This is a genomic window from Bacillus sp. 0209A (assembly GCF_036765095.1).
Classification (GTDB): domain Bacteria; phylum Bacillota; class Bacilli; order Bacillales; family Bacillaceae; genus Bacillus; species Bacillus subtilis_G.
Genome location: NZ_JBAIZV010000001.1, coordinates 653,124 through 668,961, shown reverse-complemented (window position 1 = coordinate 668,961; position 15,838 = coordinate 653,124). Strand labels below are relative to the sequence as shown.

General features: G+C 42.4%; 14 protein-coding genes and 1 riboswitch. Of the genes, 8 read left to right on the top strand and 6 right to left on the bottom strand.

All coding sequences use genetic code 11. The features are described 5' to 3' along the window. Positions 1-31: 31 nt before the first annotated feature. Complete coding sequence (locus tag V6D44_RS02705; protein ID WP_087990957.1) at positions 32-583, top strand: YkoP family protein; 552 nt, start codon at positions 32-34, stop codon at positions 581-583. A gap of 28 nt (positions 584-611) precedes the next feature. Here the strand turns inward: V6D44_RS02705 and V6D44_RS02700 are convergent, their stop codons facing one another. Continuing rightward, positions 612-1,424, bottom strand: a complete 813-nt coding sequence (locus V6D44_RS02700; protein WP_087990958.1) for a metallophosphoesterase — start codon at positions 1,422-1,424, stop codon at positions 612-614. A gap of 195 nt (positions 1,425-1,619) precedes the next feature. Between V6D44_RS02700 and V6D44_RS02695 the strand changes: the two genes are divergently transcribed. Next, positions 1,620-3,314, top strand: a complete 1,695-nt coding sequence (locus tag V6D44_RS02695; RefSeq protein WP_087990959.1) for a DUF6044 family protein — start codon at positions 1,620-1,622, stop codon at positions 3,312-3,314. 12 nt (positions 3,315-3,326) lie between these two features. After that, entirely contained in the window at positions 3,327-4,340 is a 1,014-nt protein-coding gene (locus V6D44_RS02690) for a glycosyltransferase family 2 protein (RefSeq protein ID WP_087990960.1), read from the top strand. Between the two features lie 22 nt (positions 4,341-4,362). On the opposite strand, the gene V6D44_RS02685 is transcribed toward V6D44_RS02690, so the two are convergent. From V6D44_RS02685 to V6D44_RS02675, 3 genes are all read right to left on the bottom strand, one after another. Further along, entirely contained in the window at positions 4,363-6,198 is a 1,836-nt protein-coding gene (locus V6D44_RS02685) for a DNA ligase D (protein ID WP_087990961.1), read from the bottom strand. Between the two features lie 3 nt (positions 6,199-6,201). Next, on the bottom strand, positions 6,202-7,086 hold the full coding sequence (ku, locus tag V6D44_RS02680) for a non-homologous end joining protein Ku (protein ID WP_442893317.1): 885 nt from the start codon (positions 7,084-7,086) through the stop codon (positions 6,202-6,204). A gap of 88 nt (positions 7,087-7,174) precedes the next feature. After that, positions 7,175-9,577 carry an EAL domain-containing protein gene (locus tag V6D44_RS02675; protein WP_253269039.1) on the bottom strand — a complete coding sequence of 801 codons (2,403 nt, stop codon included), beginning with the start codon at positions 9,575-9,577 and terminating at the stop codon, positions 7,175-7,177. 175 nt (positions 9,578-9,752) lie between these two features. Here V6D44_RS02675 and V6D44_RS02670 point away from each other — a divergent pair, with 175 nt between their 5' ends. From V6D44_RS02670 to V6D44_RS02655, 4 genes are all read left to right on the top strand, one after another. Then, positions 9,753-10,418, top strand: a complete 666-nt coding sequence (locus V6D44_RS02670; RefSeq protein WP_087990963.1) for a DedA family protein — start codon at positions 9,753-9,755, stop codon at positions 10,416-10,418. Between the two features lie 47 nt (positions 10,419-10,465). Further along, a riboswitch (yybP-ykoY riboswitch) is annotated at positions 10,466-10,572 on the top strand. Positions 10,573-10,677: 105 nt separating this feature from the next. Next, on the top strand, positions 10,678-11,469 hold the full coding sequence (locus V6D44_RS02665) for a TerC family protein (protein ID WP_253269040.1): 792 nt from the start codon (positions 10,678-10,680) through the stop codon (positions 11,467-11,469). A 262-nt stretch (positions 11,470-11,731) separates the two neighbouring features. Next, positions 11,732-12,487, top strand: a complete 756-nt coding sequence (sigI, locus tag V6D44_RS02660; protein WP_087990965.1) for an RNA polymerase sigma factor SigI — start codon at positions 11,732-11,734, stop codon at positions 12,485-12,487. Further along, on the top strand, positions 12,484-13,626 hold the full coding sequence (locus V6D44_RS02655) for an anti-sigma-I factor RsgI family protein (protein WP_087990966.1): 1,143 nt from the start codon (positions 12,484-12,486) through the stop codon (positions 13,624-13,626). Before sigI ends, V6D44_RS02655 begins: the two co-directional genes overlap by 4 nt. 10 nt (positions 13,627-13,636) lie before the next feature. Here V6D44_RS02655 and sspD read toward each other — a convergent pair whose 3' ends face one another. Together sspD and htpK are read right to left on the bottom strand one after the other, a co-directional pair. Continuing rightward, on the bottom strand, positions 13,637-13,831 hold the full coding sequence (gene sspD / locus V6D44_RS02650) for an acid-soluble spore protein SspD (protein ID WP_010330194.1): 195 nt from the start codon (positions 13,829-13,831) through the stop codon (positions 13,637-13,639). Positions 13,832-13,962: 131 nt separating this feature from the next. Next, positions 13,963-14,664, bottom strand: a complete 702-nt coding sequence (htpK, locus tag V6D44_RS02645; protein WP_087990967.1) for a transcriptional regulator HtpK — start codon at positions 14,662-14,664, stop codon at positions 13,963-13,965. Between the two features lie 169 nt (positions 14,665-14,833). Between htpK and htpX the strand changes: the two genes are divergently transcribed. Then, positions 14,834-15,730, top strand: coding sequence for a protease HtpX (gene htpX / locus V6D44_RS02640; protein ID WP_087990968.1), 897 nt, complete (start codon positions 14,834-14,836; stop codon positions 15,728-15,730). The last annotated feature ends 108 nt before the right edge of the window (positions 15,731-15,838 follow it).

The window sequence follows — 15,838 nt, the reverse complement described above, 5'->3', positions numbered from 1 at the left end:
GGGTGTTTTTGATCATAAGGAAGGTGAAGAGATGAAAACCTGTTTCCTTTCTATTTGGAGAGTGGTTGACCCGATTTATTTCTTTTTTTCAAGACTGACCTTGATTGACAAGGATCGAAAAAGCGTCTTTCGAGTCAGGCTGACGAAGTACAAAGGACATCAGGTCGTGCTGAGCGACGGAACGCATATCAGAAAAAATGATGTGCTCGTTAAAATCCATCTGCACAACATTAAGCTGATCAGGGAGCTGCAAAGCATTGAGAGCACAGTCAGAAAGGGAATCATTATCTATCAAAAAGTATACCAATCGATGCCGATGCTTTTGGATTACATCAACAAGCATAAAAAAAGTGAAAAAATTAAAGGGATTGTGGGCATTACAATGCTTGACAAAGGTGTGGAAAGGCTCGGCTTTGATGTGGTCACCCCGGTCAATCCTTTCTACAGATGTTTTAAAAAGATCACCCATATGCCGATTTTATATCTCACTTCAAAGCCGATGAGCGTGCGGCATTTACCGAATACATCCTATTTGTTTATTTCGAAAGAAAAGCTTCAGAAAACCTATCAAAAAAAAGACTGATGTCTGGGGTCAGCGCAGTCTTTTTTGTTTATATCTGATGAAATGTCACTTCTGGGCGGCTTCCGACACGGATATTTACACCGGTTTGTCCTAAACCTTCGCTGATATAAAACGGTTTATCGTGGTGATAATGAAGCCCTTTAATCATGTTCATGCGCACGAGCTTGCCCATTTTCACCAAGTGATACGGTTTTGGCCAGTGGATTTGCCCGCCGTGAAAATGGCCTGAGAGCAGGTAATCAAAATGAACATCTTTCATATCCAGAATAATGTTTGGGTCATGTGTTAATACGAGCTGATAGCCGTTTTCTAGATCTTGATAAGAGCCGGCAATATTACTGCGGTTCGTGCTGTAATCATCAATGCCGATAATATTGACAGGCCCCGCGGCCGTCTCAATTCGAACATGTTCATTTTGCAGCGTGATACAGCCGTTTTCCTCTAAAACACGCTTCAATCTCAGAAAGTCCCTATCTTTTAATACATAATCATGATTACCGAACACCGCGTACATTCCATATGCAGGTTCCAACTTTTGCAATGCGTTTAAGTAACCTGCCAGCTTCGGAATATTACGTTTCCGATCTAGAAAATCTCCGGTGAGCGCAATGATGTCCACAGGCTGATTTTTTGTTAAACGATATAGCTCTTCAGGTGAAACAGAAATGTTTTCTAAGTGAAAATCTGATAAATGAAGGATATTCAATTTTTTTCTAGCTGGAAGGCCGTCTTTTTGATCAATTGAAATGCTGTTGACCTTCACATCTTTTGTATTGCGGTTCGCTTTATATATAAATGGCACAGATACGAGTATGGCTAATGAAAGTAAGATTGTAAACAAAATATATCCCCTCCCTCCTATCAGTATAGTAAGTGATCATGCCTTAAAGATAGCGGGAATTAATGGGGAAGAGACAAGTTAAAAACGGAATGTCTTCTGATGAATGTTTTGGAAGGGAAAAGGGATAATAAATTTTGACACATGAGGCAGAACATGCCGGATATGGAGTCAGAATAACAGATGGATGTGTAAGCGATGTTACGATTGTTGAGACAACACAAAAAAGAAACATATTATCTCTGGATCGCATTATTTCTCCTTTTGCTGTATGTATCCCCGCTTTTTATTTTAAAGGAAGATGCCCATATTCGCGTCCACGATAATTTAGATTCCAATATCGCTTGGTACAAGGTTTTGGCGGATAGCGGAGAAATCATCGGCAAGGTTGACGCAGCCATTCCGCAAATTATTAACGGGCTGCCGAGAGATGCCTTTGGCACTGAGTGGAGCGGGATTGTTTGGCTGCACGCTTTCTTTTCTTCCATGACCGCCTATGCAATAAGCCAGACGATTACAAGGGTTGTCGCTTTTTTGGGAATGTATGTACTGCTGAAGAAACATGTGATTCCGGAGCCAAAAGCGGCTTTCATCCGAATTGGCGTATCGCTGGCATTTGCTTTAACACCTTTCTGGCCTTCGGGAATGCTGAGTACGCTTGGATATCCTTTGGCACTGTGGGCTTTTTTGAATATCCGAAAAGGGGATATCTCATGGAGAGAGTGGCTGACGCTCGGTTTGCTTCCTTTATATTCAAGCTTTGTCTTAGGTTTCTTCTTTTTCTTGGCAGGAATGGCGTGCTTTTGGCTGTATGATGCCATCACACAAAGAAGATGGAATTTGATGTTTTTAGGCAGCATTGCATTTATGACGAGTATTTACCTTTTCGTTGAATATCGGCTTGTGTATTCAATGCTGTTCTCCCACGCGCCGATGCATCGGATAGAATTTATTTCATCACGGCATGACGTATGGCATTCACTTCGTCTATCCGTAAAAAACTTTGTCTATGGGCATAATCATGTGATGACCGTTCACACCGTTGTCATCCTCCCGATCCTGCTGCTTATATTTGCAGCTATGCTGTTCAAGCGAAACCGGACAAAGCTAGAAAATGTTTATCTGTTTTTATTTACGCTTAATTACGGACTATCTTTATGGTATGCGTTTTGGTTCAACAAAATATGGACTGTGCCAAAGCAGAAATTTGCTTTTTTAGCTGAATTTAATTTTGCGCGTTTCCATTTCCTCCGGCCGCTTGTCATATATGTAAGCTTTGCGATAGCTCTATATCTCATATGGCGGATGGGGAGAGGGTGGAAATGGCTTGTATACGCCGCAGTCGCTGCACAGCTGATGGTTTTGGCGCCTTTTAATGAAGAGTATACGTATGGCGTTCACTACAATGCGCCGACATTCCGGGAGTTTTATGCATCTGAGCAATTCAAGGAGATTAAGGAGTATATCGGGCGACCGCAAGATTCGTACAGGGTGGCGAGCATCGGACTGCATCCGTCTATCGCCCAATATAACGGGTTTTACACGTTAGATACGTATAACAACCTGTACCCGCTTTCATATAAATATGAATTTAGAAAAATCATTGAAAAAGAGCTGGAAAAAAACGCTCGGCTGAAACAATATTTTGATGAATGGGGCAGCCGTTGCTACCTTTTCGTCGATGAGCTCGGGAAACGATATGATTTTAAAAAGAACTCGAAGAAAACGATCAACAATCTTCAATTAAATACAGATGTATTTAAAAAAATGGGCGGTCGTTACATTTTTTCTTCAGTTCCGATCATGAATGCTGATCAAAACCATCTCGCGCTTGTGAAGACGTTTGACCATATAGATTCGGCCTGGCGCATTTATTTATATGAAACAAGATAAGGAGGATATCGATTGAAACAGCCACAGCCAGTGTTAACCATCGTCGTTCCGTGTTTCAATGAAGAGGAAGTGTTTCAGGAGACCTGCCATCAGCTGACAGAGGTTGTAGACGGCTTGATTGAAGAAACATTAATCGCTGAAGACAGTAAAATTCTGTTTGTCGATGATGGCAGCAAAGACCGCACTTGGGCCTTGATTGCCATGGAAAGCATAAGAAACAAGAAGGTTGCCGGCTTAAAATTAGCCTGCAATGTCGGACACCAAAAAGCGCTTTTAGCCGGACTCCATAAAGCGAAGAACAAATCAGACTGTGTCATTTCAATTGATGCTGATCTACAGGATGACATTTCTGTTATCCGGGATTTTATATTGAAATATCATGAGGGCTGCGAGATCGTTTACGGCGTCCGCCGCAGCAGAAAAACCGATACCTTTTTCAAGCGAACGACCGCTTTAGGATTTTATCGCCTCATGAATAAGCTTGGGATTAAATTAATTTATAATCATGCTGATTTTCGACTAATGAATAAAAGATCGCTTGAAGAGCTTGCGCGCTATCCGGAAGCGAATCTGTTTTTAAGAGGAATTGTTCCCATGATCGGCTTTAAATCTGCCGAAGTCTTGTATGACCGAAAGGAACGTTTTGCCGGCAAAACGAAATATCCGCTGAAAAAAATGCTATCATTCGCTTTTAACGGGATTACATCATTCAGTGTCGCGCCGATTCGCTTTTTTACGCTTTTAGGTTTTGTTTTATTTTTCGTCAGCGCTGTGGCGGGAATCGGTGCATTTATTCAAAAGCTGCTCGGCCATACAAATGCAGGCTGGGCGTCGCTCATCATTTCCATTTGGTTTTTGGGCGGTCTGCAATTAATGGGAATCGGGATCATCGGGGAGTATATCGGAACCATTTTTTCAGAAGTGAAAAGCCGGCCGAAATATGCGATTGATATCGATTTGTATAATGAACCGCTGAGCCCGCTCCAGCGCCAGGAAAAAGAGCGGTTAGAAAAAAAGTACAGTTGAACGAAAAGAGCTGACTTATTTGTCAGCTCTTTCCGTTCAACTGATGTAAAATGGCGCTAAGAGGTTCGTCTTGCGGGCTGCGGTAAAAATCGAAAAATGGGCAGCCCTGCTTCTTTATCCGGTCGATGACGGTATCAATTGTAAACATAGCGGGTGTTAAGGACGTTTGTACCTCGTGCCAATAGAGCGGTGCCGCGACAGTGCCAAGCTCGTTCCCCCTTGTCGAATAAGGACAGATAATCGTTTTCCCTTCTGCATGCTGCAAATAATCAAGATACAATTTGCCGTGCCTGTTTTTGATCAGGCGTTCTGTGGTAAATAGCTCGGGAAATGCATTGGTGCAGTACTCTGCGACCAGCTGTGTAAATTGGCGTGTTTCTTCATACGTAAATGCCTCAGGGGACAAGGGGATATAAAGCTGGATGCCCTTGTTTCCGGACAGCTTCGGGTACGATGTGATGCCGAAGGAGTCAAACAGCCGTTTCAGTTCATTTGCAGCCTGCACGGCCATGGGAAAGTCCTCTCGTGAAGGCGGGTCCAAATCAATGACAATCTCAGCCGGGCGCCTGCTTTTAATGGTTTGAAAAGGAACATGAAACTCCAAAGCAAGCTGGTTGGCGAGCCATAACAATGTAGACATATCCTCGCAGACGATATGTTCATGGTTTCCGTCAAAAAAAGATTGAATAAAATCCGGCGCATAGTCCGGCTTATTTTTTTGGAAAAATGATTCGCTTCTTGATCCATGCGGATAGCGGATGACTGTGACAGCACGGTTTTTCAAAAAGGGAAACAGGTAGTCACTGACTTCAATCATGTACTGAATAAAATCTTCTTTTGTTTTTTTATTCTTTTCAAAAATGATTTTATCCAGGCTTGTGAACTGCAGCTTCGGATGGACCGGTTTGGAGTGGCGGATGACTTGCGCATACGTGCATTTGGTCCAGTCCATATGGAATTCAAAACCGACAAACGATACCTCTCTCAATGTGCCTTGGAGAATCGTTAAGTATTGAACGGCTGCACATATCGATGGTTCGAGCGTATATTCGCCTGATGGTGTTTGATGTCCGTGCTGTTCCATAATTTTGCGTACGGCATTTTTTTCTTCATCGCGCATTCCGTGTGAGACAGAGGCAATCGGTGTCATCACGCCGTTTTTTAACACAGATACTGTCAGAAATCCATTGTTGGGGTTGAACCCTGTTATACAAACATAAGCTTGTTTAAAGTTTTTATATTTAAGCCAATCGGATGACCGCTTCTTTTCAAGCCATTTGCTGTTTGTTTTCTTCGCTACAATTCCTTCTCCATCATATTTCGTAACCATCTCCCAAATCGTATCAAAATGGTCAAAGGAGGGGATATACTGAATGGTTTCCTTAGCATAAGGGTTTGGAGATGCAGGAAGTTTTGGCATAGCCATAAGGTCGTACAGCAATTTTTTTCGATCCAGGTACGAAAGTGACGATACATCTTCTCCGCGTCGCTCTAACAGATCAAAGGCGAGAAAGCAGCACGGCCGCGCGTTGGCCGATTCCCGGATTTTATCTGGCCTTTTCAAACGGCCCCGCACTTGAATGTGCTCAAAATCTGAACGATAAGGATTCACTAAACATACAATCTCGCCATCAAGTGTCAGCGGAAGATCTTTTTCTATGTGCTGAAAGGCGGTTTTGGCGAATTGTGTGATTTCAGGGAAGGTGCTGGTAAGCTCCAAGCCATTTCTGCTAGTTAAGGTCACACCTGCCGAATGGATGCGGAGGATACAGCGGTACCCGTCATATTTTACTTCGTAGCGCCATTCTGTTCCTATTGGCGGTGATGAAGTAAGGACGGGCTGCATCGTAAACGCCATGGACTATGAGGTGCCGGAGGCTTTTTTTCTAGTCGTTTTTTGTTTCTTATCTCCGGCTCCTTTCGGTTCAGCGGCTTGTGCTGGTGCAGCTGCCGGAGTTTCCCGGTTCGGCTTTCTGGTGCGGTCGATGCTGGCTTGCAGGGCGCTGACCAGGTCAATGACATCTTCACGAGGAGGCGCTTTATCAGGAGTGACAGCTGTTTCCTTATTTTCGAGCTTATCATTGACTCTTTGCAGCAATGCGTGCCGGTACGTGTCCTCATATTTCTCCGGCTCAAACTCAGCTGTCAGCTCATCTATTAATGTGATTGCCGTTTGCAGTTCCTTATCGTTTACATTCGATTGATCCGGTACACCTGGGACATGGACAGCGCTTCTGACCTCATCCGGATAATGGATAGACTCCATCACGATACAATTTTCATAAACGCGGAGAATGGCTAGCTGCTGCTTCGACCTGATTGTCATATTGGCGATGCCGATCTTTCCGGTTGAGCGCAGCGCTTCACGCAGCAGGGTATAGGCTTTCGTACCGTTATCTCCGGGTCCGACAAAATAGGAGCGATTAAAATAAATCGGATCAATGTCCTGAAGCTGAACAAAGTCAACAATCTCAACCGCTTTCTCCTCATGCTCCTGCTTTAAGCTTTTTAGATCTTCATCCGTCAGCACTACATATTTTCCTTTTACATATTCATATCCCTTCACAATTTCATCAGGACCGAGTGTTTTTTCGCAATTCGTGCAAATTTTTTCGTATTTGATAGGCGCGTGATCCTCTTTATGGAGGCTGCGCAGTTTAATGTCTTTATCTTCTGTGGCCGCATATAGCTTAATCGGGATGTTTACTAATCCGAAACTGATCGATCCCTTCCACATTGTATGCATATCAATAAACCCCTTTTTTCTTTTAGTGTGAAGAGGAGGAGAGCGATTCATGTGTAGTAACTTATGGGTAAAAAAACAGCCGTCGCTGTTAATGCGGCGGCTGTTCAAGAATGAGTTGTTCAAGTTGTTCCGGCGGTATGGGCCTGCTGAAAAAGAAGCCCTGTAAATGGTCACAGCCTTTTTCGTAAAGAAGCTGTTTTTGAGCTGAATTTTCCACGCCTTCAGCAATCACCTGCAAAGACAGCTGGTGGCCCATGGCAATAATGGCCCCGGTAATTTGCTCTGATTTCGGATGTGTCTGAATATCGTCGATAAACGATTTGTCGATTTTCAGCCTGTGAATCGGAAAGTCCTTTAAATAGCTAAGGGAGCTGTGTCCCGTTCCGAAATCGTCAATGCTGATTCTGATTCCTAATTCCGTTAAAGACGACAACACCTTCTTGGAGTGATCGAGATTTTCCATTGTCATGCTTTCTGTTACTTCCACTTCCAGAAGCCGAGGAGGAAGCTGGTATTTAACAAGCGCCTCCTTGATTAGGAGAATCAGTTCTTCGGATTGAAACTGTCTGGCGGAAATATTAATGGCGACAGAAAGATCAAAACCTTTGTCATGCCAAGCCCTTGCCTGCTTGCATGCTTCATCTATAATCCACTTTCCGATATCAATAATGAGACCCGTTTCTTCAGCAACACTGATGAATTCTCCGGGTGGACGCAGCTGCCCGTCAGGTGTGACAAGCCGTATCAGCGCCTCTGCACCCGTCATTTTTTGATTTTTTGCACTAAATTGCGGCTGATAATACAAGATAAATCGATCGTTTTCTATTGCCTCTCTGAGCTCCATCTCTTGGTTAAGCTTGACTGTTTCTTTGTTACCGATTGCAAAAGAATAGAATCTGTATTTGCTTTTGTTTCGCTCTTTAGCGGCATACATCGCCATATCGGCTTTTTTCATTAATTCAAGACCGTTCGTCCCATCTTTTGGTGATATCGCAATTCCGATACTGACAGATGTAATAAGCGTTTGATCTTGAATCTTAAAAGGTTTTTTGAATTTTTGGATAATTTTTCTTGCTAGAAGATCCGCTTCGCCTGTTCGGGTATTGGCGTTAGTCAAGATAATAATAAATTCATCACCGCCGAGACGGGCGATAAACCCATTATCAGGCACAACAGATGACAGGCGTTTAGCTGTCATCTGAAGCAGCTGATCACCGACATTATGTCCTAACGCATCGTTTATCACTTTAAATCGGTTTAAGTCTAGAAAGAATACAATGGTGTTATAATCCAAGGTATGTTCGCGATTCAGCACCTCTGTTAAGTGCGAGATGGCATGCCGTCTGTTTGGTAAATCTGTAAGTGAATCATAATGAGCCATTCTATGGATTTCTTTTTCTGCCCTGTACTGCTTTGTCATATCTTTGCAAATGACATAAATGCTGTCCAGTTCTTGATTGACTTCGACGGGTATGAGCGTAATATTTAAGTGAAACTGGTCTTTTTCAGTGATCAGTTCGCTATCGCTGTTGATGGCTTGTTTATCTAGTTTGACCTGCTTAAAAAGGCGTTCAAGCTTCTGTGATATGTAATTTCTCCAATCGTGCATACTAAAGCCAAATTTGGTGATCATGTCCTCACCAGCATGATTGGAAGATATAATCTCTCCTTCTAATGACAAAATAAAGATCGCGTCAATATTATGGACGATTAAAGATTGAAATCTCTGTTCGTTATCCTTTATGCGCTCGCTCTGTTTAATAAACTTTCGATCGGCATGGGAACTGAATAACAATAGCGTTTGAATGCAGAAAATAATTAACGCAACAAAAACCGACCAATGAAATGTATGGATTTCCATATGGCTTCCGGGCGGGTCCGTATCCAAACGGAAAGTTGCCGCAAGCATCCCTGTATAGTGCATGCCTGAAATGCCTATTCCCATTACAATCGAACTGATGACTTTATAGAACATAAGGTGTTCAGAATGTTTTTTCATGGCCAAGTCAAAGAATATTTTTAATGAGATGAAAGATGCCGCAATCGCAATCAGAATGGATGCTGTAAAAAGAAGCGGTTCGTACATAATCATTACCCGGGAAATGGCAGACATTCCGATATAATGCATAGATGCAATAGACGCGCCAAGCACAACTGACCCGCTAAGCAGTCTGTAATATGTAAGAATGTGCCGGCTGACAAAATAGAGGGACACAAATGATCCGGAAACAGCTGCGCCAATGGACGCAATTAAAGGCATGAATTCATATTGCATTGGCATCTTGATATCGACGGCCATCATCCCGACAAAATGCATTGACCAAATACCGAATCCCATAATAAGTGAGCCGCCGATCAGCCAAATCTTACTTTTTAAGCCTGTATGAATGGTGACTTTCCTTGACAGTTCAAGGGAAATATACGCTGCGGCACAGGCAATTAGAATTGATAAACATATGAGTGTTATATTATATGATACGTGTATTTCCAAATGGAGATTCCCCCCCGTGTGTTCCAGTCTTGTTGACTCTCATTATTATCGGCTGCTTAACCGCAGAATTTCAGCCTTTGAGACCATAGAAATTGCAAGAGATCTATTTTTAGTTCAGCTGACCGTGAAATATGTGTTAAAATCATGTTGACGTTTTCTGAAAAAAACAAAATGTATGATACATAAAGATGAAAAAAGGGAAGTGATGGATATCGAAGAACTGATTATGTCTTGGATAGAAGCATTTAAAAGCCTATCTTATTTTGGAATATTTCTAGCGCTCTGTATTGAGTTTATTCCTGCTGAAATCGTCCTGCCGCTTGCGGGTTATTGGGTATCTAAAGGTGATATGACGCTTGCCGGCGCTGTTTTGGCGGGATCGCTTGGGGGAGTTGCCGGCCCGCTCACGCTGTATTGGATAGGCCGATACGGAGGGAGGCCGTTTCTTGAACGTTTCGGGAAGTACCTCTTCATTAAGCCTGAAGCTCTCGATAAGTCGGATGAATTTTTTAAAAAACACGGGGGATTTGTGGCCTTCAGCGGCCGTTTCTTGCCAGGCATCCGCACATTGATCTCTATACCGTGCGGCATTGCAAAAATGAACGTTTGGGTGTTTTCGATTTACACATTCATCGCCATGCTGCCCATTACATTTGTATATGTGTATCTCGGTGTGAAGCTCGGTGAAAATTGGAAGGAAGTCGGCTCTATTCTCGATCAATATATGCTTCCGATCGGGATTGCAATTTTAGCTTTGTTCGTGGTCTACTTGCTGATTAAAAAGAGGAAAAAACGCACGCACTCAGAACATTTATCTGCATTTTTAAAAAATAAGCGTTGACAAATGATCTCGCTGCACATATCATTGACGTATAATATTATATTTCTTGAAATCCCAAAGGGGAGTAGCGTCCGGATTTGTTTCCGGAAACAAAGTCGTCATTCCATGGATTGTGATATCCATCGGCTTTGTTGGCATGCCTGAATTCATGTCTAGCAAGACCTTTGCCTTATGACGGCAAAGGTCTTTTTTGCATGGTCCGGCCGCCATAAGATCGGATGAAGAGAAAGAAAACAACTTTTTTGGGAGGGTATCATTTATGGATGCAGCATTATTATTGGAGTATGGTTGGGTTCTTCTCGTCTTGATCGGGCTGGAAGGTATCTTAGCCGCCGATAACGCGTTAGTGATGGCGGTAATGGTAAAACATTTGCCGGAGGAAAAAAGAAAAAAGGCGTTATTTTATGGGTTGGCAGGGGCTTTTGTTCTGCGATTTGGCTCTTTATTCGCCATTTCTTTTTTGGTCAACGTATGGCAGGTTCAAGCGATTGGCGCGATCTACTTGCTGTATATCTCAATAAGCCACTTATTGAAAAGATATGTGTTTAAAAAAGAAGACACGCATAAAGAGACGAAGCAAAGCGGTTTTTGGCCGACTGTTTTAAAAGTTGAATTGGCAGATATCGCGTTTGCGGTTGATTCCATCTTAGCGGCAGTAGCGCTGGCGGTTACGCTTCCTGCAACACCGCTTCCACAGATCGGCGGACTTGACGGAGGGCAATTTGCCGTCATTTTGGCCGGAGGTATCATCGGCCTGGTGATCATGCGGTTTGCGGCTTCAATGTTTGTTAAGTTATTAAAGGAACGTCCAAGCCTAGAAACAGCAGCCTTTGTGATTGTCGGCTGGGTCGGAGTGAAGCTTGCTTTATATACACTTGCCCATAACGACATAGCGATTGTTTCTGAGCACTTTATCCATTCTGGAACATGGAAGCTGATATTCTGGGGTGTCTTAGCGGCAATCGCGGTTTCCGGCTGGTTCATGTCAGGTAAAAAACAGCCGGAGGGCACACAAAACGAACAAAATAACAGCAGCCGGGAAAGGGCGTAATATGAGACTCTGCTTAAAAAGCAGAGTCTTTTCATGTTTAAAACGTTTTCATAGACGAAATAAAATAACATTTTTATAACAGCTTTGTTACAAAAAACACTGATAAAACCCCCTTAATTCTCTAGAAAGGCACGAAATCATGTATAGGACGTCAGAATGGTTTGTCATAATTGAGACATTGGAAACCAATATTTCTTTTTCTCCTTTGCGAATCCCTATCAAATTAGCTATCATTAATGAGTAGTTATAGGGAGGAACTGAGGTGAAACCAGTGCTTAGCCTTTTGTTTAAATTAGGAAAAAAGAAGCAAACGCTTGAAAAAACGGTTGAAAGTATACAAAAAGGCAATAAAGATCTGCAGAATGAATTAATACAGCAATATAAGCCATTTATCGCAAAGACGGTTTCATCCGTTTGTAAACGATATATAGATGAAAAAGACGATGAGTTCAGCATCGGACTCATCGCATTTAATGAAGCTATTGAAAAATACTCATCTGAAAAAGGAAATTCGCTGCTCGCATTTGCTGAGCTTATTATAAAAAGAAAAGTCATTGATTACATCAGAAAAGAAGCAAGAAGCGCACAGAATATCAACATCGATTTACAGGAAGGAGACGATCAGGAGTCATCTCAAAGCCTGATCGAAGCCGAGCTTTCCATTGATGAATACCGCCGTCAGATTGAACAGGAGCAGAGGCGGGAGGAAATCCTCTATTTTCAAAAGCAGCTAAAAGATTATGGTTTATCGTTTAAAGAGCTGCTTGAAAACTCTCCAAAACATGCGGACGCAAGGCAAAACGCCATAAAGGTGGCGATCACCCTTGTTGAACATGAAGAATTGGCCGCTATCCTGTATACAAAGAAACAGCTTCCGGTGAAACAGCTCGAACAGCTGGTCTCTGTAAGCCGAAAAACGATTGAGAGAAACAGAAAATATATTATTGCGATGTGTATTATCATTACGGGTGATTATATTTATTTAAAAGATTATCTTAAAGGGGTGCTGCACTCATGAGAAGAGGGATTATAGTAGAGAAAAATAGAAAATTCGTCACGTTGCTGACCCCTGACGGACAATTTTTAAAAGCTAAACATGATCGCCGCAGCTATGAAATCGGAGAAGAAATCATGCTTCCGAGTGAATCACGCATGGGCAGAAGGGCCAGCTTTTTTGATTTTTTTAAACTGCGCCCTTTCAAAATGGGGATCGTTACGATGACCGCTATTATGCTTTTTATTTTTATTATTCTCCCCGTTTTTTCTAATAATAAGGCCTATGCGTATATGACAATCGATATTAATCCAAGCTTTGAAATGGCGTTAAACAGCGATTACGAAGTGATTGAACTGACGCCTCTAAACGATGAGGGAAAGAAGGTCGTCAATGATATAGATAATTGGGAGAAGACTGATTTTAAAAAGGTGATTGATAATATTATTACCGACTGCAGTGAACATGGATATGTAAAGGAATCGAAAGAAATATTGATTTCCACTGTTTATGAAAATACGGAAGACAATACATATAAAAAAGCTGTGAAAAAACAGCTGAATGATGTGACGGAAAAATATAAAACGACATACCGCATGGAATCTCTTGAGTCAGATATGCAAACAAGGGAAAAAGCGAAGAAGGAAGGCGTTTCAACAGGCAGCTACATCAAATCAAACGAAAAGAATCACAATAAAGATTCAAAAGAGGACCCCAGCAAACCATCCGGGGAAGAGAATCAAAACAGTGCCGAAAATGAGGATGAAAAAAAAGATCAACCTGACGGCCAGGACAGCAAGCAAGGAGATAATGAACAGCAGGATGATATAGATTCCGGAGACCGGAAAAAAGATACTACGGATGGCCAGACTAACGATGGTGACAAAGATAAAAATGTAAAGGAATCAGATGAAAACACAAATGCTGAAAAAGATGGGGATCAGCAAACCCCAATACAAGATCCTCAAGATAAAGGAAATGAAGGAAACAGCGCTGAAAAGGATCAAAGCCAATATCACAGGGACTGGAATAACGGTGAACAAGGCAAGAATCGTTCTTCGTCAAACAGGGATAACGCTTCTGACCGCCGTAATCCAAACGGCTACAGCAGTGAAAATAATTCAGCTCAAACTGAAAATTCGCCGAGTGACCCCGGCGAATAAAGGCCTGAATTTATTTAGTTGTGCCATTTATTTGTGATTGTGCTTGCTGTACCAGCCGCTTTGTCATTTCCCCGCCTACAGAGCCGTTAGCGCGTGCGACTGTATCAGAACCAAGGTTCACACCGAATTCTTGAGCCACTTCGAGTTTGAATTGGTCTAGTGCCTGCTCCACCCCTGGAACAACGAGTTTATTTCTGCTCGCCATCTTTTTCATCTCCTTTTTCTATAAAGAATTCTTAACGCGTAGTTAGTTTGAAATGTACGGGGGTTATTTATGCTGGGAATTGTTGTGGAAAATAAGAAAGCCCCCGGTTTTTTAGCCGGGGGCACCGCAGTCTATAGAATGTCAGCTGTCATTTTATGTGCGGTTGCCTGAATATGGAATGTCAAAATGGAGAGAACTGTTATGGCAATAATCTGTCTGATTTTAAGCCATTGGCTGTCATTTAATTCTTCAAAACGATGGCGGAGACGATCTGTTTCCTGTTCGACGATCTCCTGCAGATTTGATTCCTTCATAGAAGGTGTGTCCTGGTGATGAACGGCATCAAGCACATATGCGCAGCTTTCATAATAAGAAATCGGACTGATGACATCATCGGTTCTGTCTGAGATGGTGTTAAACGCCACTCTTAAAATAGCCCGTATATGTTCAAAGTCATAAATCGATTTTAAATCACGTACAATTAAAAGTATGACTGCCTGTTCAACCGAATATTTTTTGCCCAGCTCAGGATGTCCGATCAGATCTTTGAAATCACGCTTTACCCAGTTTTGGATTGCGGTTGACTTTAACGAAGTCAGCTCGCATAGGTTGCCGAGTTCTACGATTTCGTTTGTAGAGAGACCGTATTCTTTTTTTTGTTTTTTTCGTTCATATCTTGTAAGAAATTCAGGAATTTCAAGATGATTGGCAGCTTTATCTGCTGACATGTTCGCTGATTGGACGACAATGTCGAGCGGGCTTATTTCTCCTTGTCCTTTTAGGGAATAGAGCAGCCGCACCATATCGGTTCGAGTGAGTTTGAAAATGTTCATTGTTCACCTCTTCAAAACAATTTGACGCGAATATAAGTCTATGTATGAATTTAAAATTTAAGCGTCAGCAATACATTAACATCATACGTCTAATTCCTTGCATTTTCAAACAGATGTTTTATAATTTAAATATACAAGTTCTTTTGAACTTAAAATAACGGAGGTTATTATGGCGAAAAGAATTTTTTTGTTTATTTTAACGAATATTTTGGTGCTTACAACAATCGGGATCGTTTTATCTGTTTTAAGCTCGGTTACCGGAGTCGGGACGTACTTTACCGCTGATGGCGGTATCGATCCAATTGCGCTCCTTGTGTTCAGTTTGGTTGTTGGTTTTGTCGGCTCCTTTATGTCTCTTGCGATGTCCAGATGGATGGCCAAGACGATGATGGGCGTCAAAGTGCTGAATCCGGAAAAACATACGCTCAGTTACGAGGAGCAGCAATTGGTTGATCGTGTTCATCGATTAAGCCGTTCTGCCGGTTTAACGAAAATGCCGGAGGTCGGCATTTACCGTTCGCCTGAAGTGAACGCGTTTGCGACTGGACCGTCAAAACGCCGTTCTCTTGTGGCGGTATCGTCAGGACTGCTGGAGCAAATGGATGATGCTGCGGTTGAAGGTGTGCTTGCCCACGAGGTCGCGCATATCGCTAACGGTGATATGGTTACGATGACGCTTTTACAAGGTATCGTCAATACCTTTGTCGTCTTTTTATCCCGTATCGCAGCATGGATTGCAAGCCGTTTTGTCAAGGAAGACCTTGCGCCGATCGTTCATTTTATTGCAGTGATTGTCTTTCAGATTGTCTTTTCCATTCTCGGCAGCCTGGTTGTGTTTGCGTACTCACGCCATCGTGAATTCCACGCTGACAGAGGAGGAGCCGATCTGGCCGGCAAGGATAAAATGATTCACGCGCTGCGGACGCTTAAGAGCTATTCTTCCCGCATTAAGGAAGACGATCAGACAGCTGTCCAAACATTAAAGATTAATGGCAAGAAGCGCTCTTCGCTTTTCTCTACTCACCCTGATTTAGATGAGCGAATCAGAAGGTTAGAAGCTAAATAATACAAACACCTTGTTCCTCTGAGAGAACCTCTCAGAGGTTTTTTATTTGATCCTTTGACTAAAATGATAAAAAAATAAGCAAGTTAAGAAAATGTTGCGTAAAAGCCT

What these genes read in the sequence shown, in the direction of transcription:
- V6D44_RS02705 (WP_087990957.1), top strand. Translation starts at nt 32, where the DNA reads ATGAAAACCTGTTTCCTTTCTATTTGGAGAGTGGTTGACCCGATTTAT.
- V6D44_RS02695 (WP_087990959.1), top strand. Translation starts at nt 1,620, where the DNA reads ATGTTACGATTGTTGAGACAACACAAAAAAGAAACATATTATCTCTGG.
- V6D44_RS02685 (WP_087990961.1), bottom strand. Translation starts at nt 6,198, where the DNA reads ATGGCGTTTACGATGCAGCCCGTCCTTACTTCATCACCGCCAATAGGA.
- ku (WP_442893317.1), bottom strand. Translation starts at nt 7,086, where the DNA reads ATGCATACAATGTGGAAGGGATCGATCAGTTTCGGATTAGTAAACATC.
- V6D44_RS02670 (WP_087990963.1), top strand. Translation starts at nt 9,753, where the DNA reads ATGATACATAAAGATGAAAAAAGGGAAGTGATGGATATCGAAGAACTG.
- V6D44_RS02665 (WP_253269040.1), top strand. Translation starts at nt 10,678, where the DNA reads ATGGATGCAGCATTATTATTGGAGTATGGTTGGGTTCTTCTCGTCTTG.
- V6D44_RS02655 (WP_087990966.1), top strand. Translation starts at nt 12,484, where the DNA reads ATGAGAAGAGGGATTATAGTAGAGAAAAATAGAAAATTCGTCACGTTG.
- sspD (WP_010330194.1), bottom strand. Translation starts at nt 13,831, where the DNA reads ATGGCGAGCAGAAATAAACTCGTTGTTCCAGGGGTGGAGCAGGCACTA.
- htpK (WP_087990967.1), bottom strand. Translation starts at nt 14,664, where the DNA reads ATGAACATTTTCAAACTCACTCGAACCGATATGGTGCGGCTGCTCTAT.
- htpX (WP_087990968.1), top strand. Translation starts at nt 14,834, where the DNA reads ATGGCGAAAAGAATTTTTTTGTTTATTTTAACGAATATTTTGGTGCTT.